The 23,463-nt window shown below is 39.6% G+C and carries 16 protein-coding genes and 3 tRNA genes; 6 read left to right on the top strand and 13 right to left on the bottom strand.

All coding sequences use genetic code 11. The features are described from left to right. Nucleotides 1-6: 6 nt before the first annotated feature. Nucleotides 7-948 (bottom strand): transcriptional regulator GcvA, encoded by a 942-nt coding sequence (locus tag ACPEH5_RS11115; protein ID WP_042849002.1) that lies wholly within the window; start codon nucleotides 946-948, stop codon nucleotides 7-9. A 696-nt stretch (nucleotides 949-1,644) separates the two neighbouring features. Between ACPEH5_RS11115 and csdA the strand changes: the two genes are divergently transcribed. Beyond that, the gene (gene csdA / locus ACPEH5_RS11110) at nucleotides 1,645-2,850 is read left to right on the top strand and encodes a cysteine desulfurase CsdA (RefSeq protein WP_042849003.1); all 1,206 of its coding nucleotides are present in this window, start codon (nucleotides 1,645-1,647) and stop codon (nucleotides 2,848-2,850) included. A 30-nt stretch (nucleotides 2,851-2,880) separates the two neighbouring features. After that, on the top strand, nucleotides 2,881-3,339 hold the full coding sequence (gene csdE, locus ACPEH5_RS11105) for a cysteine desulfurase sulfur acceptor subunit CsdE (protein WP_048606312.1): 459 nt from the start codon (nucleotides 2,881-2,883) through the stop codon (nucleotides 3,337-3,339). 41 nt (nucleotides 3,340-3,380) lie between these two features. On the opposite strand, the gene tcdA is transcribed toward csdE, so the two are convergent. Both tcdA and mltA read right to left on the bottom strand, forming a co-directional pair. Then, nucleotides 3,381-4,199, bottom strand: a complete 819-nt coding sequence (gene tcdA, locus ACPEH5_RS11100) for a tRNA cyclic N6-threonylcarbamoyladenosine(37) synthase TcdA (protein ID WP_042849006.1) — start codon at nucleotides 4,197-4,199, stop codon at nucleotides 3,381-3,383. Nucleotides 4,200-4,229: 30 nt separating this feature from the next. Continuing rightward, nucleotides 4,230-5,351: a murein transglycosylase A gene (gene mltA / locus ACPEH5_RS11095; protein WP_048606311.1), complete on the bottom strand. Its 1,122-nt coding sequence runs from the start codon at nucleotides 5,349-5,351 to the stop codon at nucleotides 4,230-4,232. 232 nt (nucleotides 5,352-5,583) lie between these two features. Here mltA and ACPEH5_RS11090 point away from each other — a divergent pair. The 3 genes from ACPEH5_RS11090 to ACPEH5_RS11080 all read left to right on the top strand — a co-directional run bounded on the left by ACPEH5_RS11090 (nucleotide 5,584) and on the right by ACPEH5_RS11080 (nucleotide 5,895). Beyond that, nucleotides 5,584-5,660: transfer RNA gene (locus ACPEH5_RS11090), tRNA-Met, on the top strand. A gap of 63 nt (nucleotides 5,661-5,723) precedes the next feature. Further along, nucleotides 5,724-5,800: transfer RNA gene (locus tag ACPEH5_RS11085), tRNA-Met, on the top strand. Nucleotides 5,801-5,818: 18 nt separating this feature from the next. Continuing rightward, nucleotides 5,819-5,895 (top strand) — tRNA-Met (locus tag ACPEH5_RS11080). 150 nt (nucleotides 5,896-6,045) lie between these two features. Here the strand turns inward: ACPEH5_RS11080 and amiC are convergent. Next, nucleotides 6,046-7,296 carry an N-acetylmuramoyl-L-alanine amidase AmiC gene (amiC, locus tag ACPEH5_RS11075; protein WP_042845973.1) on the bottom strand — a complete coding sequence of 417 codons (1,251 nt, stop codon included), beginning with the start codon at nucleotides 7,294-7,296 and terminating at the stop codon, nucleotides 6,046-6,048. A gap of 361 nt (nucleotides 7,297-7,657) precedes the next feature. Here amiC and argA point away from each other — a divergent pair, with 361 nt between their 5' ends. Continuing rightward, nucleotides 7,658-9,001, top strand: coding sequence for an amino-acid N-acetyltransferase (gene argA, locus ACPEH5_RS11070; protein WP_042845975.1), 1,344 nt, complete (start codon nucleotides 7,658-7,660; stop codon nucleotides 8,999-9,001). 122 nt (nucleotides 9,002-9,123) lie between these two features. Here argA and ACPEH5_RS11065 read toward each other — a convergent pair whose 3' ends face one another. From ACPEH5_RS11065 to ACPEH5_RS11025, 9 genes are all read right to left on the bottom strand, one after another. After that, a complete protein-coding gene (locus tag ACPEH5_RS11065) occupies nucleotides 9,124-9,693 on the bottom strand; it encodes a hypothetical protein (RefSeq protein ID WP_042845977.1) in 570 nt (189 codons plus the stop codon). Between the two features lie 64 nt (nucleotides 9,694-9,757). Beyond that, nucleotides 9,758-11,605 carry an exodeoxyribonuclease V subunit alpha gene (recD, locus tag ACPEH5_RS11060; protein ID WP_129466379.1) on the bottom strand — a complete coding sequence of 616 codons (1,848 nt, stop codon included), beginning with the start codon at nucleotides 11,603-11,605 and terminating at the stop codon, nucleotides 9,758-9,760. Beyond that, the gene (gene recB / locus ACPEH5_RS11055) at nucleotides 11,589-15,218 is read right to left on the bottom strand and encodes an exodeoxyribonuclease V subunit beta (RefSeq protein WP_166687069.1); all 3,630 of its coding nucleotides are present in this window, start codon (nucleotides 15,216-15,218) and stop codon (nucleotides 11,589-11,591) included. The genes recD and recB overlap by 17 nt, the downstream gene beginning before the upstream one ends. After that, nucleotides 15,215-18,112: a pitrilysin gene (gene ptrA, locus ACPEH5_RS11050; protein ID WP_166687068.1), complete on the bottom strand. Its 2,898-nt coding sequence runs from the start codon at nucleotides 18,110-18,112 to the stop codon at nucleotides 15,215-15,217. Before ptrA ends, recB begins: the two co-directional genes overlap by 4 nt. Before the next feature lie 17 nt (nucleotides 18,113-18,129). Continuing rightward, nucleotides 18,130-21,504: an exodeoxyribonuclease V subunit gamma gene (recC, locus tag ACPEH5_RS11045; RefSeq protein ID WP_166687067.1), complete on the bottom strand. Its 3,375-nt coding sequence runs from the start codon at nucleotides 21,502-21,504 to the stop codon at nucleotides 18,130-18,132. Then, nucleotides 21,482-21,868 carry a type IV pilus modification PilV family protein gene (locus ACPEH5_RS11040; RefSeq protein ID WP_129466383.1) on the bottom strand — a complete coding sequence of 129 codons (387 nt, stop codon included), beginning with the start codon at nucleotides 21,866-21,868 and terminating at the stop codon, nucleotides 21,482-21,484. The genes recC and ACPEH5_RS11040 overlap by 23 nt, the downstream gene beginning before the upstream one ends. Continuing rightward, nucleotides 21,865-22,308: a DUF2509 family protein gene (locus tag ACPEH5_RS11035; RefSeq protein WP_129466384.1), complete on the bottom strand. Its 444-nt coding sequence runs from the start codon at nucleotides 22,306-22,308 to the stop codon at nucleotides 21,865-21,867. The genes ACPEH5_RS11040 and ACPEH5_RS11035 overlap by 4 nt, the downstream gene beginning before the upstream one ends. Continuing rightward, on the bottom strand, nucleotides 22,308-22,925 hold the full coding sequence (locus ACPEH5_RS11030) for a prepilin peptidase-dependent protein (RefSeq protein ID WP_048606299.1): 618 nt from the start codon (nucleotides 22,923-22,925) through the stop codon (nucleotides 22,308-22,310). The genes ACPEH5_RS11035 and ACPEH5_RS11030 overlap by 1 nt, the downstream gene beginning before the upstream one ends. Continuing rightward, a complete protein-coding gene (locus ACPEH5_RS11025) occupies nucleotides 22,919-23,404 on the bottom strand; it encodes a prepilin-type N-terminal cleavage/methylation domain-containing protein (RefSeq protein ID WP_225833046.1) in 486 nt (161 codons plus the stop codon). The genes ACPEH5_RS11030 and ACPEH5_RS11025 overlap by 7 nt, the downstream gene beginning before the upstream one ends. Nucleotides 23,405-23,463 lie beyond the last annotated feature (59 nt).

Below are 23,463 nucleotides of genomic sequence, written 5' to 3'. Positions count from 1 at the left end.
ACTTGATTACTGAATAAGCGCCACATCTTGGTCACCCGTAATAAAGCCTAATTTTTCTTGTTCACTCGCTGCTTGCCCTAAGATCCACTGGCGAAATGCCGCTATTTTGCCCAAATCTGCTTGGCTTTCTTGGCAGACTAAATAAAATGCATTTTTACTCACCAATACTTCACTGAAGGGGCAAACTAAACGCCCTGCATCAATTTCATTTTTGGCCATCACATTATTTGTTAATGCAATACCTTGCCCATGTACAGCAGCTTGGATAACCATAGCACTATGACTAAAAATAGGCCCTTGCTGTACATTGACCACATTCTGTAACTCTAGTTGTTTAACATACGCTTGCCAGTCTCTTCGAGAAGAATCGTGAAGTAACGTATGTTTTGCTAAATCTTCGGGATTTTTAAGTTGGTTATCACCTGTTAATAACGATGGTGAACATACTGGCATTAGATATTCAGCATACAGCCGATCCGTTCTTAACCCTGACCAATTTCCTCTACCGTAGAAAATAGCGACATCAACATCATCTGCCAATTTATCTTCTTCTCTATCCACAGCCTGTATTCTTACATCAATACCAGGATAAGCTTGGTTAAAGCCTGAAAGCCTTGGTACAAGCCATTGGATAGCAAAGCTTGGTGACAAACTTACTGTTAGAGCCCCTTTCGCGCTTCGCGCTTGAAGCTTGCGTGTCGCCTCATTTAAAGAAGAGAAAATTTCTTTAATATCAAGATAATAGCTCTGACCTTCTTCCGTTAATAATAATGAACGATTACGTCGGCGAAACAGCTTGAGCCCAAGAAAATCCTCCAAACTTTTCATTTGGTGACTAACAGCAGCTTGCGTTACAAATAATTCTTCTGCAGCCTTAGTAAAACTTAAATGACGAGCTGCTGCATCAAAGACTCTCAGTGCATTCAGGGGCGGTAATCTTTTAGACATAATCACTTCTACTTGGCATATTGTTATTCATTAGTTTTTTTCATCCGAAGCATTATAATTTGTCCCTTGAGGATACGCCAGTAAATACCTATAGTATGCACACTTCCTAAGCCGGAACGAAAAGTTACAGAGTTTAGTTACTTTGGAACTTTTGGCTTTGTGGTTGTGATGTTGTGTTTGCAAGTTGTCTGGTTCAGCCAGACTTTGTAGCTTTGCTACTGTTTTTTCACTTCCTGTACATTTACCCTGTCTGTCCATAGTGATTTTTATAGTGCACCGCCAACGCGCGGTGCTTTTTTTTGCTATTTATTTAAACCACTAACAATAAATACCTAAGCAATTTAACGTAATAAATACAATAATCTATAGATAACTACTAGTGTACCGAAAAAACTTTCAGTTAGATATTTAAGATAATTCTTGAAATATGTTCGTAAAGGATATCAATAAAATAATTTCTGAATAAAAAGGATTGCATTGTAATGCAAAACGCTAAATCATTTTAAAAAACACATTCTAGATAATTGATAACAATTAATACCAAACGTAACAAAATATTTCAATGCTTAGGTTGAAAATGATATGTTTAAATTAATCAAAAAAATAACTATAAATGTACTAATAAATGTACAATCAAATTACACCACACTCAGCAATAGCCAATAACAGATAAATTTTGACTAAAAGAAAGAACTCATGGACCATTTTAGCGCCGCTTCATTTCGTCTCGCATTTCCTGCTTTAGACTCATCGACTCTATTTTTTGATAGCGCAGCTACCGCATTAAAACCCATAGCCATGATCGATGCTTCAAATAATTATTACCGTTTATCAGGTAGTTCTGTTTATCGGGGCCAATCCCCTGACGCCTTAAAATTAACTCGTGACTATGAACAAGGCCGTGTCCGCACTGCCAAATTGATTAATGCCCCCAGCGAAAAAAATATTATCTGGACGCGTGGAACTACTGAATCAATCAATTTAATTGCTCAGTGTTATTTTCGCTCAAGATTACAACCCGGTGATGAAATTATTGTAAGTGAAATCGAACATCACTCAAATTTATTACCTTGGATTATGCTAGCTCAACAAACTGGCGCTAAAATAATTAAATGGCCTGTTGAAAAAGACTTAACATTAAGCCTTGATGTGCTCAAATCAAAGCTCTCCACAAAAAGCAAACTTGTTGCTATCACACAAATGTCCAATGTAACGGGATATCAAACTGATTTACATGCTATAACTCAGTTGGCTCACCAAGTTGGGGCACTTGTTCTGGTTGATGGAGCACAAGGTGTAGTACATAGCCCAATAAATGTAAAAAAGCTGAATATTGATTTTTACGCATTTTCAGCCCACAAATTGTATGGCCCTACAGGGCTTGGGGTTTGTTATGCGAAAACTGAGCTATTAGAACAAATGAGCCCTTGGCACGGAGGAGGTAAAATGCTGACTGATGTCACATTTGACCATTTTACCCCTGCGCCTATCCCACAGCGTTTTGAGGCTGGAACACCAAATATTGCTGGCGTCATTGCCTTTTCTGCTGTCCTTAAGTGGCTAGAAGGTGTCGATTTAACTTCTGCTGAAGCTTATGCATGTTCCTTGGTGGAATACGCCTACGAGAAGCTGTCATTACTCCCCAACTTTATGAGTTATCACCCTTCTCACTCCCCTTTATTATCATTTAATTTTAAAGATATTCATCATAGCGATTTAGGTACCCTCTTGACCGAGCAAAATATTGCATTACGCTATGGTCAGCATTGTGCCCAACCCTTAATGGATGCATTGAATATTAGTGGGTGTTTGCGCATTTCAGTAATGCCTTATAACAACCAGCAAGACATCAATAAGTTTATCGATGCAGTCACACTCTCACTTTCTATACTAAATGATTAAATGAAGACTAAAGATACAGAAGGAAGCCTAATGACTTCGACTAAACATGATTTTGCTCCGCACCCTTTTGGTACAGAGATTGGAATTCAAGAAATAGTTGAACAATTTTCAACGTACAAAGCATGGGAAGATAAGTATCGTTTGCTCATCCAGCTTGCTAAAAAGTTACCACCATTAACTGACGATGAAAAGCAACAAACTCAAGAGGTTAAAGGCTGTGAAAACCGCGTCTGGATAGGTGCACTGCTCAATGATAATAATACGTTCCACTTTTATGGTGATAGTGAGGGGCGTGTAGTAAAAGGTTTATTTACCATTTTACTCGCGGCGGTAGAACAAAAAACAGCGCAGGAAATCATAGATATTAATTTTAATGATTTACTCACCCAAACTGGCTTACCGGCACAGCTAAGTGAATCCCGCCAAAATGGCATTCAATCACTCATTAGTGCAATTCAAAATATTGCCAGTGAAATGACGCCAGCATAATCAATGCTAGAAAGAGGCTATTTTATGGCCTCTTCCTATTCTTACTCACTTTGACTTGCCTGCCTTTGCGCTTTTGCAACCATTTTTTTGAGTGCATGAGAAACTGCGATAAAGCCAAAGCTCGCAGTTACCATGGTTACTGCGCCAAAACCTGCTGCGCAATCCATACGCTTAGAACCCTCGGCGGTGCTTTTAGCGGCACACACCGTCCCATCACTTTGCGGGTAAACTAATTGCTCAGTTGAGAAAACGCAATCAATACCAAGCTTGCCTTTGCCATTTTTCACGACATTAAAATCAGATTTCAAACGTTCACGTAGTTTGGCAGCTAATGGGTCCTGTATAGTTTTTGCGAGATCTGAAACTTGGATTTGCGTGGGGTCAATCTGCCCCCCGGCTCCCCCGGTCGTTACCACAGGGACTTTAAAGCGCCTGCAATACGCTAGCAGTGCAGCTTTTGGCCTAACACTATCAATCGCATCAATAACATAGTCGAACCCCGTACTAAGGTATTGAGCAGCATTATCAACAGTGATGAAATCATCAATCACATTCACTACACATTCAGGGTTTATTTCCAAAATGCGATTTTTCATGACTTCAACTTTGGGTAAGCCCACTGTCGATTTTATTGCATGTAATTGGCGGTTTGTATTGGTTACACAAATATCATCCATATCAATCAAAGTAATATAACCAATACCTGAACGAGCTAGCGCCTCAGCTGCCCATACACCAACCCCACCGACACCAATAACACAAATGTGAGATCGTGCAAAAAGATGAAGGGCTTGTTGCCCATATAAACGCCCGATCCCAGCAAAACGCTGCATCCAAGCATCTGAAAGCTTAGCTTGCATAATAACAAACAACCTTAGTTAAAACGTTAACTACATTGTACCAAAAAGCGGTTGGCTTTTTTTCAACACCCAAACTCGCCCATAATGATTATAAAAACCTGCCATTTTCCCAGCTTCATGGCCCGTTCCATGGTAAATATCAAAATGATGTCCTTTAATTGCCCCTCCGACATCTAAGGCAACCATCATACGCATTTCATACTGCCCCGTAAATTTACCATTACCGTCTAATACGGGGATTTCTGCAAGTAATGCGGTCCCAGGCGGAATTAATGTTTTATCTGATGCCACTGAAGCTTTAGCAATTAAAGGTACTGCACTCGCCCCCCTAACAGGGACAAATGATTGAGGCTTAAAGAAAACAAACGATGGGTTTTCTTCTAATAATTGGCGAACTTCTTGCTCACTGTGGTTATTTGTCCAATCATGGATAGCTTGCAAAGACATTTGGTTTAATGGTACTTCTCCACGATCAACAAGCACTTTACCGATACTTTTGTATGCATGACCGTTTTTACCTGCGTAACCAAAGAAATTCAGTGGGCTGCCATCACCAAAGTCAACATAACCACTTCCTTGTACCTCCATCATAAAATTATCAACGACAGAGTTACTATAAGCTAAAATTAAATTATCACTCAATGCACCATTGTAAATAGCTGCTCGGCTAGGTAAGCGGGATTTTCTTTTCGGTGGCATACCATATAGAGGGTAACGAAATTCACCTTGTGGGACGCGTCTAGCCTCGATAACAGGCGTGTAATAACCAGTAAATTGCACATTCCCATAATTATCAGCTCCTTCCATTTGAAAAGCTGTTAAATTGAAATTAGCTAATTTCGCAGGTTCTCCCCCCGCCATTAACCAATTCTCGATAGCATGGTAGGTATCGCTGTTATTTTGAAATAAACGGGGTGATGCATTTTTGATCTCAACAACTTGTTGATTAAAATCAGGTGCATTAATAGGCCGACCTTGAACATTCACTTGGTTAACTTTTTGCAGGTCTTGTACTAAACGCCCATCTTTATATTGTTGGCCTTTATCCGTTGGATGAGTTTGGCATCCTGCCAATAAAGAAAAAAACACACTGATTACCAACCCATTTTTTACTGCTCGCTTATTTACAATTTTTGTCAGTCCTAAATTCATTCTCCACCACCCAAGCGCATCCAACAATCCAATATGAAACGCACAATAGCAAACCCAAATTGGGAATGAAACGAGTAAACATATTTAGTTCAGTTATTTTTCTCAACACTCCCACTAAAGATTAAAAAATAGACATTCAGTGCGGATTTTGTTCTGTAGATGCTGAAATTTGAAAAAAAAACACGAAAAAACTTGCATCAGATCTCATCCCGAGTATAGTGCCCGAATCGGACGCGGGGTGGAGCAGCTTGGTAGCTCGTCGGGCTCATAACCCGAAGGTCGTTGGTTCAAATCCAGCCCCCGCAACCAATTACTGATTTTATCAGTAAAGTATTAAAAGTAGTCAGCAGTATAAAGATGTAAAAATTCAGTCGCGGGATGGAGCAGCATGGTAGCTCGTCGGGCTCATAACCCGAAGGTCGTTGGTTCAAATCCAGCTCCCGCAACCAATTTTTTACTTCTTCAGTCGCGGGGTGGAGCAGCATGGTAGCTCGTCGGGCTCATAACCCGAAGGTCGTTGGTTCAAATCCAGCCCCCGCAACCAATTCTTTCTTAATTTCCTTCCTTGAATAGCAAATCACCTTTAGTCTTTATCCTGTATAAACCCTTATTTTTTTATTTATGCAAATAAAAAAGGCGACTCACAAATTAGTTCATCACCTTTATATCAACATATACCTAATAGCTCACTCGATTAGTTACGAATAGCTAGCTCTCCACCATTGCGGAAATAGGCTTTAACCCCTTCAAAAATAGATTCAGCCATTTGTTGCTGGAACTTAGCTGTTTTAAGCTTTCGCTCTTCTTCTAAATTACTAATGAATGCGGTTTCAACTAGAATTGATGGTATTTCAGGCGCTTTAAGTACCGCAAACCCAGCTTGGTCAACTTTGTTCTTATGCAATTTATTGACTTTACCCATGAGTTTTAATACTTCATCACCAAACTTCAAACTATCATTGATCGTTGCCGTTTGGACCAAGTCAAGCATTGTATGGTCAAGATATACATCTCCACTCTTACTTACCCCACCAATTAAGTCAGCTTCATTCTGAGTTTGCGCAAGATAACGAGCCGTATTACTGGTAGCCCCTTTCGTTGATAAAGCAAAGACAGAGGAACCGCGTGCTGAACGATTAGTAAATGCATCAGCATGAATAGAAACAAATAAATCTGCTTGCATCTTTCTTGCTTTCGCAACACGAACCTTCAACGGAATAAAAACGTCTTCATTTCGTGTCATATAAGCCCGCATTTTAGGGTCTTTATCAATTAATGCTTTTAAACGACGTGCGATTTGCAGGACGACATCTTTTTCTCGCGTTTTATATTTCCCTATCGCACCTGGGTCTTCACCACCGTGTCCCGGGTCTATCATAATAATAATCGGGCGATCCCTTCCCGCCTTCCCTGGTTTTTTAGCTTGAGCTGGCATGTTTTCTTCGAGATCACCTTTATTGTAATCCTCAAGTAGCGCCAACAGTGGGTCATCATTGGTATCGACACCTTTGCCCGGATAAAAATCAAGCACTAAACGATGTTTAAATTCACCAACAGGCGTTATCGTAAAGAACTGAGGGCTAACTCTATTTTTTACTTCAAAAACTAAACGAACCGTTTGAGGATCAAACTGCCCTACCCGAACCAACTTCAAATACGGGTCACGAGTTTGGATCTGAGTCCCCATCTGTTTAAGCACATTATTTAACTGCACCCCTTCAAGATCGACAACAATGCGCTCAGGGTTATTAAGCACAAACTGGCGATACTTTAACGGGACGCTGGATTCTAGCGTAACTCGGGTATAGCTTGATGCAGGCCAAATACGCACAGCGATGACGCTGCTATTTGCAGAAAAACCGAATGGGCTGACGCTCAGTAACATAACTGCAGCTGCGCCCTGTATAAAACGGCGCTTCGATGGGCTGTGATCTTGATGACTCATCAATAATTCCGAACCTAGAACTGAGAAATAAAGTGATTTAAGAATAACTGCCAATAGCTTGACCAGAAATAAGCACTCTAACTAATCATTTGTGCTCTGTCATTAAGAATATACAAGACATCTATAGACTTACCACTATAAGCATAACTTAATCATACCTAGATAAAATGTTTTTGAGTGACTTTCTGTGTCAATTTTAAGCAATTTAATTTCCGTAGAGTATATATAGTTAAATTTAGAGATATGTAAACGTCAAAAATAAAATTGTTACTTTTTTTATACCATCTTTTACTTGATATTCTGCGCCAAAAAGAATAAAAATACATTATTAGCGAATAAAAATTCATTTAAGAGGGTCGTTATGAAAGAGCGCAGTACCGAATTGGTTGATGAGTTTCGCCATTCGGTCCCTTATATAAACGCCCACCGCGGCAAAACTTTTATTATTATGCTTGGTGGTGAAGCAATTGCCCATGAAAATTTCCCTAGTATTGTCAATGATATAGGGTTATTACATAGTTTAGGCATAAGGATTATCGTCGTTTATGGCGCTCGGCCTCAAATCGAAGATATCCTAGCAGAGCATAACTATGACGCTGTTTATCACAAACATACTCGCGTAACTGATGCCAATACACTTGAATATGTCAAACAAGCCTCAGGTGCTTTACAATTAGATATTACAGCTCGGTTATCCATGAGCTTAGGTAACACTCCGTTACAAGGCGCGCATATTAATGTAGTTAGTGGTAATTTTGTTATTGCTCAACCATTAGGTGTCGATGACGGTATTGATTATTGCCATAGTGGTAGGATACGCCGTATTAATGAAGAAGCGATTAATAACCAACTCGATAACGGTTCCATTGTACTCATTGGCCCTGTTGCCGTTTCTGTTACTGGGGAAAGCTTTAATCTCACCTCTGAAGAGATAGCCACCCAACTCGCTGTAAAAATGAAGGCTGAGAAACTTATCGGTTTTTGCTCTTCGCAAGGGGTTGCTGATAAGAACGGTAATATCCTGTCTGAGTTATTCCCAAATGAAGCGGAAAACCTCATTCAACAGCTAGAATCTGAAGGGGATTATTACTCAGGAACTGTACGCTTTTTACGCGGTGCAGCAAAAGCTTGCCGTCGTGGTGTTCGCCGTAGCCACTTATTGAGCTACCAAGAAAATGGGTCTTTAATCCAAGAGCTGTTCTCCCGCGATGGTATTGGTACCCAAATAGTAATGGAAAGTGCAGAGCAAATCCGCCGCGCAAATATTAACGATATTGGGGGCATTTTAGAACTTATTCGCCCACTCGAGCAGCAAGGCATTTTAGTACGGCGTTCACGTGAGCAGCTTGAAATGGAAATCGACAAATTTACCATTATTGAACGTGATAGCTTGGTCATTGCTTGTGCGGCTCTCTATCCATACCCAGAAGAAAAACTTGGAGAAATGGCATGTGTTGCAGTTCACCCTGACTACCGCAGCTCTGCCAGAGGGGAAGAACTACTTAATCGAGTGGCAGCTCAAGCAAAACAATTTGGCTTAGACAGATTGTTTGTATTAACAACACGCAGCATTCATTGGTTCCAAGAACGTGGCTTTACCCCTGCTGAAATTGAAATGCTACCATTGAAGAAACAAGCATTATATAACTACCAGCGGCGTTCTAAGATTTTAATATTAGATTTAAAAACCCAATCAGATAAATAACTATTTCGACACTATTTGAAACCATAGCTGGTTAATTATCCTCGCCCACCCAAATCATATGGATGTATAATTTGGGTGGGCACTTTTACAACTTTAACTCTAGCTAGGAATAAATTACACAGTTAAGCTATTTGTACAACCCTTGCCTTTTGGCATAATGGGATTGTATCTAAATGGGGTTTTAATGCAGCTTCCATTTCAGCAAAAGAAGTGCCGTAAAAGTAAAATGCTGTTTCTGTTGGCCCATCCCAAACACCATGGATACTACCAATATCTTCAACTGCTTCATCAAGTATGTCAAAGACCTCATTGATATCTCCGTTTTCATAAACCTCATCGGCTAATTCTGTTCCATTAAAATAAATTGCCAGCCCTTCATCTGTACCAAAATCAATCCGGACATCTTCACCATGAATAAATAAACGAGAGCCCTTCGGCGCTAACATTGAAGTAAATAGCTGGATAATTAAGCTGATATTTTCGTCACTAGCATCCGCAATAGCGATTTCTATATCGCATTCTTGTGCCTCACCATTATCATCAAGTGACGTACCACCACCAGTAACATGGATATCTTTCCCCATGCTTTTCATGACTTCATCAAATGCATCTTCTAAATCTGCACGCCTAATCGGCTCAAGCCTTGCATTTAATGTTAGGGTTATTGCGGTCATTTCTTGCTGGTTATCCATCTTATTACCTTTAATCTATGGTTATAAATTATTTAAATATAACTGTCACTTAAGTATATCTTAGTCACATTAATTGTATCGCCAAACCACTGCGCCGTTTTGTCGGCGTTTCAATTGCTCGACGTAATACTTTTGGGCTCCCATAAAGGGACAATTCTTTTTTTGCTCGGGTTATTGCGGTATAGACGAGTTCACGTGTAATAACAGGTGAATATACCTGCGGTAACACTAATGCGGTATGAGCAAACTCCGAACCTTGTGATTTATGAACCGTCATCACATAAGCGGTTTCATGCTGTGGTAGGCGGTTCGGTTGTATTCCACGAATAGTGCCATCTGGAAATTGAAAGTAAGCTCTCAGGCTATTATTTTCATCAGGTAATATGACCCCAATATCCCCATTGAATAACCCTAGTGGACTATCGTTGCGGCTAATCATGATTGGCCGGCCAGCATAGTGTTTATTTAATAAATTATAGGGACGGTTTATTAACCCTTGCCGATGTAATAATTTTTCTAATTTATCATTCAGGCCTACTACCCCAAAAGGGCCTTCCCGTAAAGCGGTTAATAAACGATATTGATTAAACTTTTTTAAAACCTGAGCCGGCGTTTCCTTTGATTTTACAGCCAATAAATAATCTTTATAATTTTCAGAGGCATTTAATAAAATTTGTGCATAATCATCTGCCGTTTCTTGCACATAATTATGCACATCAAAACAGCCTTGCTTTAATAACTTTTGAACACCAAGTACATTTCCCGCATTTACAGCAAAAGCAAGTTTCCCAATTCCTGAATCAGCAGAAAAACGGTAGCTTTTGCGCAATAAACACAAACTATCGCGAATTATCGGACCTGTTGTCGAAGAGTATTGTTCGATAGAATAACCCGATATTTCAGAAAGCTGAGCCGCTCGTTCAAGGCTGTAGCCATTATCTGCAAACTGGCAAATATCCCCAAGTACAGCCCCTGCTTCAACAGATGCAAGTTGGTCCTTATCACCAAGAAAAATAAGTTTTGCATTTTCAGGCAGCGACTCAAGTAATTTACCCATCATCGGTAAATCGACCATTGATGCCTCATCAACAATTAAAATATCTAGCGATAATCGGTTATCTCGGTTATAGCGAAATTTTTGGCTTTCAGGCTGAGCACCAAGTAAACGATGAAGTGTTTTCGCTTGATGTGGTAATAACGCCCTCTCATCATCGGTTAAAGGCATATGTTTCATTGCCTCTCCTAAAGATTCGGTTAGCCTTGCAGCCGCTTTACCTGTAGGCGCCGCAAGCTCAATTCTGACCCTATACTCATGCTTAGTTTCCAGTTTAATTAATGCAGCGAGGATACGCGCGACCGTTGTTGTTTTCCCTGTTCCCGGCCCCCCAGAAATTATGGAGACTTTACTCGTCACGGCAACAGCAGCTGCAATTTTCTGCCAATCAATCTCATCTGAGATCGGAAATAAATTATCTAAAACCACCTTGATTTGTTGGTTATTTTTATCATCTATTGGGGTGTTAGAAAAATAATGCGCAACATACTGCTCATATTGCCACATTCGTTGAAAATATAAGTAATCTCCCGACAGAACCAACGGGGACGTTTTATTTTCATTTCCTAACGAAACTGCATTTGCTTGCAGCAAAGTTTGATAAACCGTTTGCTCATCTGGCTGCCCCATTTTGTGCCAAAACTCCGCGGCCAGTTCAGGATGCCGACCTGCAAATAACTTTTCAGGCATGATGTCAGATAACGCTAAGCAAACATGCCCTGCCATCGTTTCCGCACTAAGAATAGCAGTAACCATCAGTAGTATTGGGTTTTCATCCTCTGATAGGCTATAGGCAAATTGCACATCAAGTGGAGTAAAAATACGTTCTTCAATTCCCCGATTAAATAGTGCTTTCATTCAGCACCTCCCCTTGTTGCCTACCTTGAAAAAGGAGATCCAATTCCCCAATAAAAGCTTCTAAAGGCCGATAAAAAAAGACCCCATTATGCGAATTTACCTTATCAATCCCTCTTAAGAATAAGTAATACACACCACCAAAATGCGTTTCGTAATCATAATCAGGTAACCTTTGTTTTAAATAGCGGTGTAGTGCCAAGGAATATAATTGATATTGTAAATCATATCGGTGATCGATCATGGCTTCGGCCATTGCTTCTTGAGTATAAAAGCTAGCATCCTCACCCAGGTAATTTGATTTATAATCAAGAAGATAAAATTTGCCACCCCAAAAAAAAGTCAAATCAATAAACCCTTTTAAAATCCCTTGTACCTTTTCAAAATTCAACGGAGGGCAACGCTGAGATAGCGGGTCATATTGATGGGCAATTTTATCTAAATGATTAGCCGTGAGTTCCGATTCTATAGGGATATAAAATTGCATTTCATCTAACTGATCTTGTGGCTGTAATGCAGATAAACATAAGCCATCATCTGCTAACGGAGCCTGAACAATCGCATTTAACCACTCTTGCAACATAGGTGCCCATTGAATACCAAACCCTGCCGCTTCTAATTTTTCAGTTAACCATTCAACCGAAATTGCTTCAGAGAAATCAATCTCTTCCATCAGAGTATGTAAAAAGGTCCCCGGCAATGCCCCTCTAGGGAATTGATGGGGCGTTAAAAATTCAGCCGAATTTTCACCTTCTTGTTGCTCAACATCAACGCTGACTTCAGTATCCATATTTGGTGCTAGTGAATTTGCAAATTGTAGAGCAGATACGGCTTGCCCGTCTTCTGAATGGTTAGAACCATAACTTAGCCCCGAATAGCTGGTAACACGCCAGTGGTCATCAAAATAGCGAGTGACTTCCCTTGCCGCTAAGTTTTCATCATGATTTGACTCAAGAGTTAAACGTTCAAATTCAGGTACATCAATGACAGTAACATTAATTACATCGTTACTGAGTTCATCGAGCATCTCATTTAACAGTTGGCTATCTCCTGCCTGCCCTTTTTGTATGACGTATCCAAGCGCAGATAAATGTAAGTCCGTTTCACCACTTTTCTTTCTATTCCCTTTGATCAGCGGCGCAACCCCCACACTACAGTGATAGATAGCCCGAGTTAAGGCTACGTATAATAAACGCAAATCTTCAGCTAATCGCTCTTCATCAGCCAAGGCCACGGTATCTTCACCATCAGACAAGTCTAGCCTTGTACCGAAATCTGTTCTGTCGTGATATAACCCTTTGGACTGAGGTAAAAAATTACTGGCAAAAGGTAACCAAACAATTTTGTATTCAAGACCTTTAGATTTATGAATTGTACTAATTTGAACCAGATGTTTATCACTTTCAAGGCGCATTTGTTGCGCATCTGATTGATGGTCTGGGTGTGCAATCTGCTGCGCTAACCATCGAGTAAGTGTGTGCTCACCTTCAAGTTGTAGTGACATTTCTTGCAACAGTTCACCAATATGCATTACATCCATCAATCGGCGTTCGCCATCAATTCCAGATAATAATGTTTCAGCGATATGCCTCTGAGCCATCACCATGCGAAGCATTGGGAGTACACCACGTTTTTGCCACACTTGTGCATAACGAGCGAATTCATCTACTAATTGTTCCCACGCTTTCTCATCGTGATTAAGGTCATCTATTTGCTTTGCTGATAAACCTAATATCCCTGTGGCTAATGCACTACGCAAAACACGTTCTTTTTCAGGGGATAATACCGCCTGCAATAACCACAACAGATCCCTAGCTTCGGGGGTGGAAAATACGCTTTCCCTATTGGATTGAAAAACAGAAGCTATATTCAGTTGATTTAAAGCATCGCGAATTAATACGGCCTCTCGCCGGCTACGTACCAAGACGGTAATATCTGAAGCTGCAACAGGAGTACACTTACCTTTATTATCAAAATAAGTATCCCCTCGCAGCCCACCTAGTAAATACTGAGCTATTTGTGCCGCACATTGTGACGCTATTGCTTGCTCATATTCCGCGACAGAAACCCCCTCTGCACCCAATTGCCAAAAAGTGAGAGCGTTAACTTCATCACCATTATGGACCAATTTTTTCCCACTATTTTGTGGGGCAAAGTTAACTGGTTGAAAAGGTATTTGATCAAATATGAACGGAGACTCGCAATGACTAAAGATATGGTTAACGGCCTCAACCATACTTTGAGATGAACGGTAATTAGTCTCTAATGTGTAGTGAGCACTAACTTCTTTTTTGGCTTCAATATAAGTAAAAATATCTGCACCACGAAAGGCATAAATAGCCTGTTTAGGGTCACCGATAAAAAGTAAGGCGCTGTTTTCAACACCTTGGTAAATCCGTTGAAAAATACGGTATTGTTGTGCATCTGTATCTTGAAACTCATCAATCATTGCCACAGGAAAACGCTGGCTAATAGCATGAGCTAAAAATTTCCCACTCTCTTGGCTAAGAGCACTATCTAAACGAGTTAATAGGTCATCAAACCCCATTTCTCCCCGATTGTGTTTTTCTCGAGTAATAGTTTGCCTAACTTCAGAAATCGCGAGTGGAATAATAAGGTCTTTAAGTGTTAATGATTGAGAAAGTAGGTTGTCTATATGTTGAAAAACAATATGTTCTGGCCCAGAACCGCTTTTAGATTTTTCATGCAATGTAGTTTGTGAAAAACGAACGAGATCCTTTGGTAACTGATAATCCTCAGTAGGCTCTTGCGCCCACTGAGCTATTTTTGTCAACCAAGAAGGTAAGAAACGGGAACTATAACTTCGTTTATCAACATCAGAATCTGTAATCAGCTTTTCGAAATCAGCGGAATGTTCTAGCCAAGATGCTTTAACTGAATCAATTAATGAGATTAACCGCTGGTGTCGTTCCTCTAGTGTTTCTATTTGTTGAGGCTGATTAATAATAACTGGAATATCACCTTGCAAAAAAGGTTTTATCTCTGTTAACAATGACTCAGGGCTGTTCCACAATGACTGAATGACTTTCGTCATCGAATAATTTAACGGATAAAAATGACGACGCCAGAAATCTGCACAAGCTTGCTTTTGAATTGGAAATTCGTCTTGAACCATTGTTTGCTCAAATAACACACCTGATTCAAATGCATTATGAACCAACATTCTTTGGCAAAAACCATGAATAGTGTAGATAGCAGCTTCATCCATTTGCCTTTCTGCCGCCAATAGCCATTCTTGGGCAAATTCCCTTTGTAAACCCTCGGGAAGTTCGCTTAATAGTTCAAGATATTCTGGCTGTGATTCAAAACCAACGCCATTTCTTAAACACACTAAGCGCATTTCATGTATCCGCTGACGAATACGACCGCGTAGCTCATTCGTTGCTGCTTCAGTAAAGGTTACAACTAAAATTTCCTCAACACTCAAAGGCCTAGAGAAAGCATTCGCCCCCCCTAAACCTAATAAAAGACGCAGATAAAGTATACCTATTGTGTATGTTTTACCGGTTCCTGCCGATGCTTCAATTAAACGCTGCCCTTGCAACGGTAATGAAAAAACATTCAGTAATTGGGACCCTATCTGCGCGTTATTCACTCAGCATCTTCCTTTATTGGTAAACTCTTTTGTAATTCTGAAGCTGTTGGGTACAGCCGCCAATTTTTCAATTTAGCGTACCCTGCTTTTCCATCAACACCATGCCCTATAACCTGAGAGCTAAGTGCTAACCCTTTGTGTTTGATAACTGCATCTTCATAGTATTTGATTACCTGTTGTTTAGTCGCAGAACCAAGCGTAGCTATTACTTTTTCTCGAGTATCAAAGCTGAAAATATTACGTGAGAAATCGGAAGAATAGCGTCCAACCTCCTCATAGAACGTTTGTGGTGGTTGTTTCATTTCAGTAATCATCGATTGTTTATACTGATTAAACTCATCTGTTGGTAATTTTTTCAACCTTTCCAAGGCATTGGTATAAAATTCCTGATAACGAGTATTCAGGTAGTTCGGCGTTTTAGCATTACTTTGCAATAAAAAGCCAATTCCCCACTGATCGCCCAGGCCCGCTTTAAAAGCAAACACGGCATAACCAAGCTGTTCGTTTGTCCTCAGTTGGTCATAAAACCAAGGTTGGATCACCTTCGCGAGAATGCCACCAAAAACAGCGCCATCAATGCGATTATAACCATCTGGAATAAAGATCTCCGCTAATGCATTATCGGAGCTATTCCCTTGTTTATGAAAATCAGCTAAATAGCTTTTATCAATAACAATGATATCCCCACGCCACCAGTTTGTTCCTTCGCTTTTGAGTAGCTGTTGAGCATCTTTAATGGTCTCAATACTTTTTTCTTCCGTGATATTACCGAAAACAAGTGCTTGTAATGCAGCACTCTTAACCAGCATCTCACGATAATCAGTAATTTCTTTAAGCGTAATTTTATCTAATTCAGCAAGACGCTGTTCTTGCTCAAAATATGGTACGCTATTGATGCGCTGCAGGGGCTGCATTGCCAGTTCATAAGCTTTAGCATTGTTAGCAACCGCAATTTGCTCTTTGTACCAAGATTTTGCTTGAGCTAATTCCTGCTCAGTCGGTTCAAAGCTAAGATACAGCTTAGTCATCGACAAAAAGAGCTCAGGTAAGTGTTGCGTATAGCCACTCGCATTTAACTGCAATCCAACGCCCTGAGAAACAGAGACAGACATACCTGCAACAGACGCCTGATATTGCAGTTCATCCATTTTTAATGATGAAATATATTGCAACAAGGCCCCTGTAACTTGTTCTTTAGCATCCTTGTCACCTTGGTTTGAGCGTAATGATAAGGTAATGCTCGCTTTGGGTTCATCTGCAAAATATTGACTTGGCATATATAAAACACGCGTATTCCCATCCTGATAAATAAACTCAGGGTGTTTATAGACTTTATCTGTTTTTATTAGCGTCAATTTATCCGCAATATATGGGTTTAAAACCGGTAATTTAAAACCCATTTTAGATTCTAAATTAGACCAATGATTAAATTGTTTTTGTGTGATTTTATCAACTTGATAAGGCGCATCAACAAAGTAAGCCTTTTTGTTACTAGGCTCATCCGGGCCAATAAACCAAACTCGTGCATTTTGTGCAGTTAACTCCGATAAGCGTTGTTTAATCGCTTCTGGATCATATTTGTCTGCAATATAGTCTGAATCAAGAACATGTTTAACTGGAACATCAATCATCTGGTCAGAGAGCCATTCAATATAATTCATATCCCTTACAATCGACCCATACTTAAATGACAAATTGAGCACGTTTGCTATTTCGTCAAAGTAATTTTTATTGACCCCCTCTTTCTTGATCAGATCAAGATAGGCAAAAATAGCGGCAATAATTTCGTCTCTGTTCTCTAAGCCTTTATCAGTCAATGTGACATATATGGAAAAAGAACCATAATTTCTATCTGCATTTGGTGAGGCTGATGCACTAATACCCTCAGCAAAGCCTTGTGATATCAACCAGTCCGCTAATGTCCCAGGGCTTCTATTCCCGATCAAGTAACTAATATAGCTATCACTTTTGCTACGAAAGTCTGCCATATTATTTTTGATGCTAAATTCAATTTGTAGCGCTTTTTGTGGTTGTGCGGGGACATAATGAATAATGATGCCCTTTTCTTTATCTGTTACTGCTGGAATATCAAGAACCGGTACGCTCGCATTAAAATTAGGGATACGACCAAATGTGTCTTGGGCAATTTTAGCTAATGATTCAATAGATTGATCACCGTAAAGAACACCATTCATTAAATTTGCAGAATAATAGTGCTTATAAAAGCCCACTAATTCGTCTTGTAATTTACTATTCGCTTTATCTTTTAATGTATCAAGATTCCCCCCAGAAAAGCGTGAATTTGGGTGTTGGGGATTTAATGTTTCCGAGCGCACTTGCCATAGACGCATGCCATCACGAGAACGCGCCATTGTAAGCTCTGCATTGACCGCATTACGTTCTCTATCGGCATTTATAGGGTCTAAAAGTGGTTCTGCTAAAGCATCAGCTAGTCTATCTGTCGCTTCCTGCAATGCCCCATTTTCAACTTCAAAATAATACGCAGTACGGTGAGGTGCGGTACTCGCATTGTGGCTGCCACCATGCTTTTGTAAAAATTCCGAGAAACTACTTGGCTCTGGGTATTTTTTAGACCCCATTAAGACCATGTGCTCTAAATAATGAGCTAGCCCTAACTGGCTATCTGGGTTTTCAATACTACCAACAGGTATCGATACAGCAGCTAGCGATTTCGTTGCTTTGGCATCTGAAACCAACAAGACAGTCATGTCATTGCTTAGTTTTATTGCTTTATATTCCCTAGGATCACTTTCACTCTTATTAATCGTTTCTGGTAGTAATTCCCAGAGTGGTTGCGCTGCTAATGCACTACCACACACCAAGATGGTGAATAATAAGAACAAATGAGCGATTTTTTTGGATAAATGTTGCATCCTATGGTGCTCTCCCGTTATTTCAAGTATTTTGTCATCGGCAATAAGAACCGCTGAGTGTTTAATAAAAGCGATTGGATCATAGCGCTATCAATATTTCTGCATGCTCGCAACACATAATCATCTTCCATCTCACCTTTTTTCATTTGGCTTCCTTGCAAACTTTGAAGCAAAGCCGACAGTGCTTTTTGTTGTGTTTCTTCATTTGAAAAATCATACTGCTTTGTCTTTTTATCAAAACAAGCCGTTATCCAATTCCAACCACTTTGATTTAGAAGGATGAGGGGCGAATCAAAACCCTCACAGTACCCTGTTATTAAGTCTTGTAGATACCCCAAAGCATCTTCTTTGCTAATAGATGAAAATTGCCAAATACTATTATCCCTACCTAGTGATAGGCTGTCCCCTTCACCAATTTGCGAGTTAAATAATAAATGCTCAATCCATAACTGGACGCCATCATTAGCGGTTAAGTAAGCTGGTCGATAGCGTAATAAACCTGCCTCGTGAACATTTTTAAGTACCCCAGTAATTTTTACCCTATTTATTTCAAAATCAATAGGGTAGTCAAAAAGTTGCCTGTCATATTCTTTAACCTTTTCAGCTAATGGTAAAATCTCAGTTAACTGCTGCTCCCAAAAAAGCTGGCCAAATTGCTTAGCCGGTAACTGACCTGAAGCTTTCAAAGCGAAATAAAATGGATCTGGGCTTTCATCTTTGACAAGCAAATCTAAAATTTGATCATTAATTTTATAACGTTGTAACCGACCAAGGGTAAATGGCTCTTCTTCTGGCAACTCTGTTTCTTCAATTGAAAAATGCACTTTTAACCGTTGTTGGAAAAACGCCCGAATTGGGTGACGATAAAATCGTAATAATTGTTCGAGAGAAATATCCGTAATAGGTTCTCGAGTTTCAAGTACAGAGCAAAATGGTTCATCAACTCTATTGGCTGTTTTTGCTGCGAGTAACCACTCACTAGCAAAGCTTTGGTAAGGTGTTTTAGGGAGGAAATTTTCTTTTGCGAATGGTACTCTATTATGTTGAATAACTAACCTTTGATTTAAACGCTTAGCACTTTCATCGATGGTAAGCGACTCATCGCCTACCAAACAAAAACTTTGGCAAATATAATCAAGCAATTCCGTCACTAATACTGATGGATTACAAGGTTGATTATCACGAATAGATAGCCCTATATAACTAATATAGAGTTGTTTAGCTGCTGAGTTCAATGCCTCTAAAAATAGATAACGGTCATCGTCCCTCCGTTTTCTATCCCCTCGGACTGATTTTTCAGCCATTAAATCAAAGCCTAGCGGTGGAATATTTCTAGGATAAGCACCATCATTCATGCCTAATAAGCAAACAACTTTAAATGGGACTGAGCGCATTGGCATCAAAGTACAAAAGTTAACCGAACCTGCTAAAAAACGCTGGCTTATCTTCTCGTCATCAAAACGCACTGAGAGTTCATCACGGATTAAACGAAGTGGAATGAGCTTGTCGTATCCTGATGTTATCGCATTATCAATAATTTGATGCCATTGTTCTGTTAATAACGTTAATACCAACTCAGTTTCGCTATCAACCATAAAACAGCTATCCAGTAATGGCTGACAAAGCTCCTTCCATTCACTCAGTGAACGTTCTTGCTCTAATAAGGTTCGCCATTCCCTTAATGTATTTATTAATAATGCGAGTTTGCCAGCAAGTTGCGCGGCTAACCCACTACATTCATCATATGGTAAAATACCATTCCAAGGACCATTTCGGCTATCCATTGCATAACCAAGCAACATCCTGCTTAAGCCAAATTCCCAAGTATTCTGGCCAATAACAGGGAGAGCAAAAGAGCGTACATTATCATCATCAAGCCCCCAGCGGATCCCCGATTCATTAACCCATCGACGCAATAAACTTAACTCGCTTTCATCGATCCCAAATCGGCGGGAAAAAGAGGAGACTTCAAGCAAAGAAAGCACCTGTTCCGTCGAAAAACGGCTTTGAGGTAAATCGAGTAGCGTAATAAATGCTTGTAAGATTGGGTGAGCTTGTAGTGCTTTTCTATCTGAAATTGAAAATGGAATATAGCGAGAAGATGCCGTATTACCAAAAACAGCCTGAATATAAGGTGCGTAGCTATCGATATCCGCAACCATCACAATAATATCACGCGGAGTTAATGTCGGGTCTTGCTCAAAAAGTGCTAATAACCGGTCTTGTAATACTTCAACTTCCCGCTGCGCACTATGGCACGAATGAAATGTTATAGATTCATCCAGCTCACTTATTGGACGTTTGCCTGAACTCGTTTCATAACTTTCTAATGTCGTTCCTAGCTGTGCATGATTTTCCAGATCTAAGATATCTTGCTGTATATTTTCTAATAAATTTGCACGCTTTGTATCTACATACGCAGAAATTTCATTGGCGTTATCAAGTTGGGCAATAAAATATAAATTGTCTCTACCAAGTTTCCCCCACGATGCTAACAATGGGTTAGCAATATTTTGCTCACCATTTTCATTAAATAAGGTCGGGCTATGTTCTTCGGCCTTAAACCGAGAAATTTCATGTTTATCAAGATAATGACGTAGCTTACGCTGTTGTAACTTAGCTAAAAATGATGCACTTTGAATATCCCCCCAATAATAGCGGCAGGGGTTATTAAACATTAAATGAACGTCCGTATGTTCTGCAATAGCATTAAGAGCCTGCAAATACGTAGGTGGAAGTGATGAAATGCCACAAATAAAAATACGTTTTGGTAGCATTTTTCCTAAATCAGGCACTTCTAACAGCTTATTAATGAAGCTTTGGTATAAATTTGCCCTGTGCCAAGGCGGTTGTTTTAATTCGTTTGAATAATCAACAAGGCATTGCCACAAGCGCTTTTGCCATAATTGATTCGAGCTTAACCCTTCAATCTCTTCATTTTGCTGCCATTTTTCAATCCATTGAGGACGATAAACTAAATACTGGTCAAATAAATCAGCAATTCTCCCTGCAAGCTGATGCAGCTTGCGTTTGTCTGTATCTTGCTGAAGATAATGCCTTAAAGGTTCAAACTCTTCTTCATCAATCACGGTTGGCAATATTGTCATCAATTTCCATGTCATTGCTTGTTTCGTATATGCACTTTCTTTAGGAATATCAGGGAGTACCCGCCTAAACATGTCCCAAATAAATGTTGCTGGCAATGGATAATTAATATTTGCAGCAATGCCAAATTGCTTTGCTAACTCGATTTGTAGCCACTGAGACATACCAGGGCTTTGCACCAAAATAATTTCTTGCTCAAAAGGGTGAGGAAGTGGTTCATTTTTCATTAAATGAGCAATTAACTCTTTTAATAAATCTAATTGATTAGAATGATAAACCTGAAACATGATGCTCTCCTATTGAGCAGTACCAGCGGCTTAACGAAAATCGCTGCCTTGAAATTAGTAGTGAAGCCATCGACTCTGTACAATATTTAACAGGGTGCGTAAGAGTTTGCTCTATTTTCCATTCAGGGTAACGTAAAACCGCCCCAATGGAAGAGATTTCCTCAGAATAGGTTTCATCACCGACTGCCCCCTGCTTTTCTAATCGACTATGCAAGACCCTTACCGCCGTTGAATCTTTATACAATTGATTAAAATTCAATACGATATATTGCGTATAGTTTAGCAAAGCTATTAATAAGATAGCAAAAACTGCGGTTGCAATGATTGATTGTATTAATGCAAAGCCTTGCTGTTCTATTTTCACTGGCAAAACCCTTTTTTTGTCACAGGGCAATAGTCTAACCAGCCCTTCGAACGCGGTATAACTTGCTGCTTATTAACATCCAATATAACCCAACGATAAACTTTTATTTCTAAACCAAACTGATAATCACTTTGCCCCGATAAAATAAAATTTGAACCTTTGTAATGTTTTAGGCAACTTTTCCATTTCCGGTTTGTATTTTGCTGGCAAAACCAAGTTTTATAGTTACGTGAATGGATATCCCACAATAGTGTAGCCCCCCAAGCAAGTGCCGATTCTGCTCGATTAAACCCGCTAAAATACCGAACTTCTTTGCGCCATTCTTCGAAAGCTCGCTCTTGGTAAAAATGCAGTGATTTAATGAGTATCAACCCCATGGTCATTAGCACAACCACCATCACTAAAGCGACACTCCCATTTTGCTGCTTTATTAGCCCCATTATAGATTCCTAAGAAATACAGCAAACTGGTAATTAAATACTTGATTAGGTAACAACCGAGTTTCTACTGCTAAAAACACTTCTAATATTCGCTTGTTTTTCAACAAATTGAACGATAGCCGTTTGACCTTAACAACATTAGGGTCGAACAATGATTGCCAACGAGTTCCATCACAGTTTCTAACGTTTCGGTTAGATTCTAATTTCTCACCATTAAAACGATAGCTAAAATAATCAGTCTCTGTCTTTTTTGATTTAATATTTTCCCACTGCCCAGACAGGTCTTGGTCATAAGCAAAAATTATGCACGAGTTATTAATTTTACTCAGGAACTTAGCACTAATTTTTATTGGCTCACCAGTACAATGAGCACTGCTACAGTAACCAATACGCCTGAAGTCTTTTTCCATATTCAGCAAGACCTGCCTAACTTCTCTATCAAGTTGATATTGGAAATAAGCGCGATAGGTTTGCTTAAAAATGGCGGGGATACTATTCATAGCAGCAACACATACAAAGCTACTTATTACTATTGCTATTAACATTTCAATTAATGTAAAACCACCTTGGTTTTTATCTGGTGTTTTATTTCCATCAATGCTAGCCCTGTTTAACATTTGGGTAACCCAACAATATTTTTCTTACTGCAAGCCCTAATCCGCCCTAAGGCCGAAATATAAATAGAAATATCAGTATCTTTATTTCTTAATTCGAAGCTAAACGCGCGGCTTGTACCTTGCTTGCCATATAAATCGACTGAGTGACGACTAGCCCTAATAAGTTCAATTCCTTGATACTTATCCGCTGTTATTTTCCCTATTTCTTGGCGGGTATTCGCATCCTTTACAGATATCCCCCAGCCCTCCTTACCAATCTTGATTGATAACAACTGATGCCTATTTAAGTAAACACCTTCCATCATATGACTATAAATAAACTCAGATAGTTGCCTTGCAGCATCAATTAACCGTTGCTTTTCTAGATGCTGTTTCCACTGATGCATACCAGATAAAGTTGTTAAAGAACAAATAAATAACACTGAGAGGATTTCAATTAAAGTGAACCCATGTTGGGTATGACTTTGCTTCTGTTTCATCGCCTTTTCTTCCATGTTTTATACACAAAGTGGATATTGGCGAAAAAAAACTATATAGC

Origin of the sequence: Providencia sp. NPDC089933 (assembly GCF_049545585.1) — a bacterium.
GTDB lineage: Bacteria > Pseudomonadota > Gammaproteobacteria > Enterobacterales > Enterobacteriaceae > Providencia > Providencia huashanensis.
The sequence above is the reverse complement of the archived record's forward strand: the minus strand, read 5'-3'. Positions and strand labels throughout refer to the sequence as shown.

Bases quoted from the DNA above. Each gene is read 5' to 3' on its own strand.
- ACPEH5_RS11115 (WP_042849002.1), bottom strand. From the start codon at position 948: ATGTCTAAAAGATTACCGCCCCTGAATGCACTGAGAGTCTTTGATGCA.
- csdA (WP_042849003.1), top strand. From the start codon at position 1,645: ATGGACCATTTTAGCGCCGCTTCATTTCGTCTCGCATTTCCTGCTTTA.
- csdE (WP_048606312.1), top strand. From the start codon at position 2,881: ATGACTTCGACTAAACATGATTTTGCTCCGCACCCTTTTGGTACAGAG.
- tcdA (WP_042849006.1), bottom strand. From the start codon at position 4,199: ATGCAAGCTAAGCTTTCAGATGCTTGGATGCAGCGTTTTGCTGGGATC.
- mltA (WP_048606311.1), bottom strand. From the start codon at position 5,351: ATGAATTTAGGACTGACAAAAATTGTAAATAAGCGAGCAGTAAAAAAT.
- amiC (WP_042845973.1), bottom strand. From the start codon at position 7,296: ATGAGTCATCAAGATCACAGCCCATCGAAGCGCCGTTTTATACAGGGC.
- argA (WP_042845975.1), top strand. From the start codon at position 7,658: ATGAAAGAGCGCAGTACCGAATTGGTTGATGAGTTTCGCCATTCGGTC.
- ACPEH5_RS11065 (WP_042845977.1), bottom strand. From the start codon at position 9,693: ATGGATAACCAGCAAGAAATGACCGCAATAACCCTAACATTAAATGCA.
- recD (WP_129466379.1), bottom strand. From the start codon at position 11,605: ATGAAAGCACTATTTAATCGGGGAATTGAAGAACGTATTTTTACTCCA.
- ptrA (WP_166687068.1), bottom strand. From the start codon at position 18,112: ATGCAACATTTATCCAAAAAAATCGCTCATTTGTTCTTATTATTCACC.
- recC (WP_166687067.1), bottom strand. From the start codon at position 21,504: ATGTTTCAGGTTTATCATTCTAATCAATTAGATTTATTAAAAGAGTTA.
- ACPEH5_RS11035 (WP_129466384.1), bottom strand. From the start codon at position 22,308: ATGGGGCTAATAAAGCAGCAAAATGGGAGTGTCGCTTTAGTGATGGTG.
- ACPEH5_RS11030 (WP_048606299.1), bottom strand. From the start codon at position 22,925: ATGTTAAACAGGGCTAGCATTGATGGAAATAAAACACCAGATAAAAAC.
- ACPEH5_RS11025 (WP_225833046.1), bottom strand. From the start codon at position 23,404: ATGAAACAGAAGCAAAGTCATACCCAACATGGGTTCACTTTAATTGAA.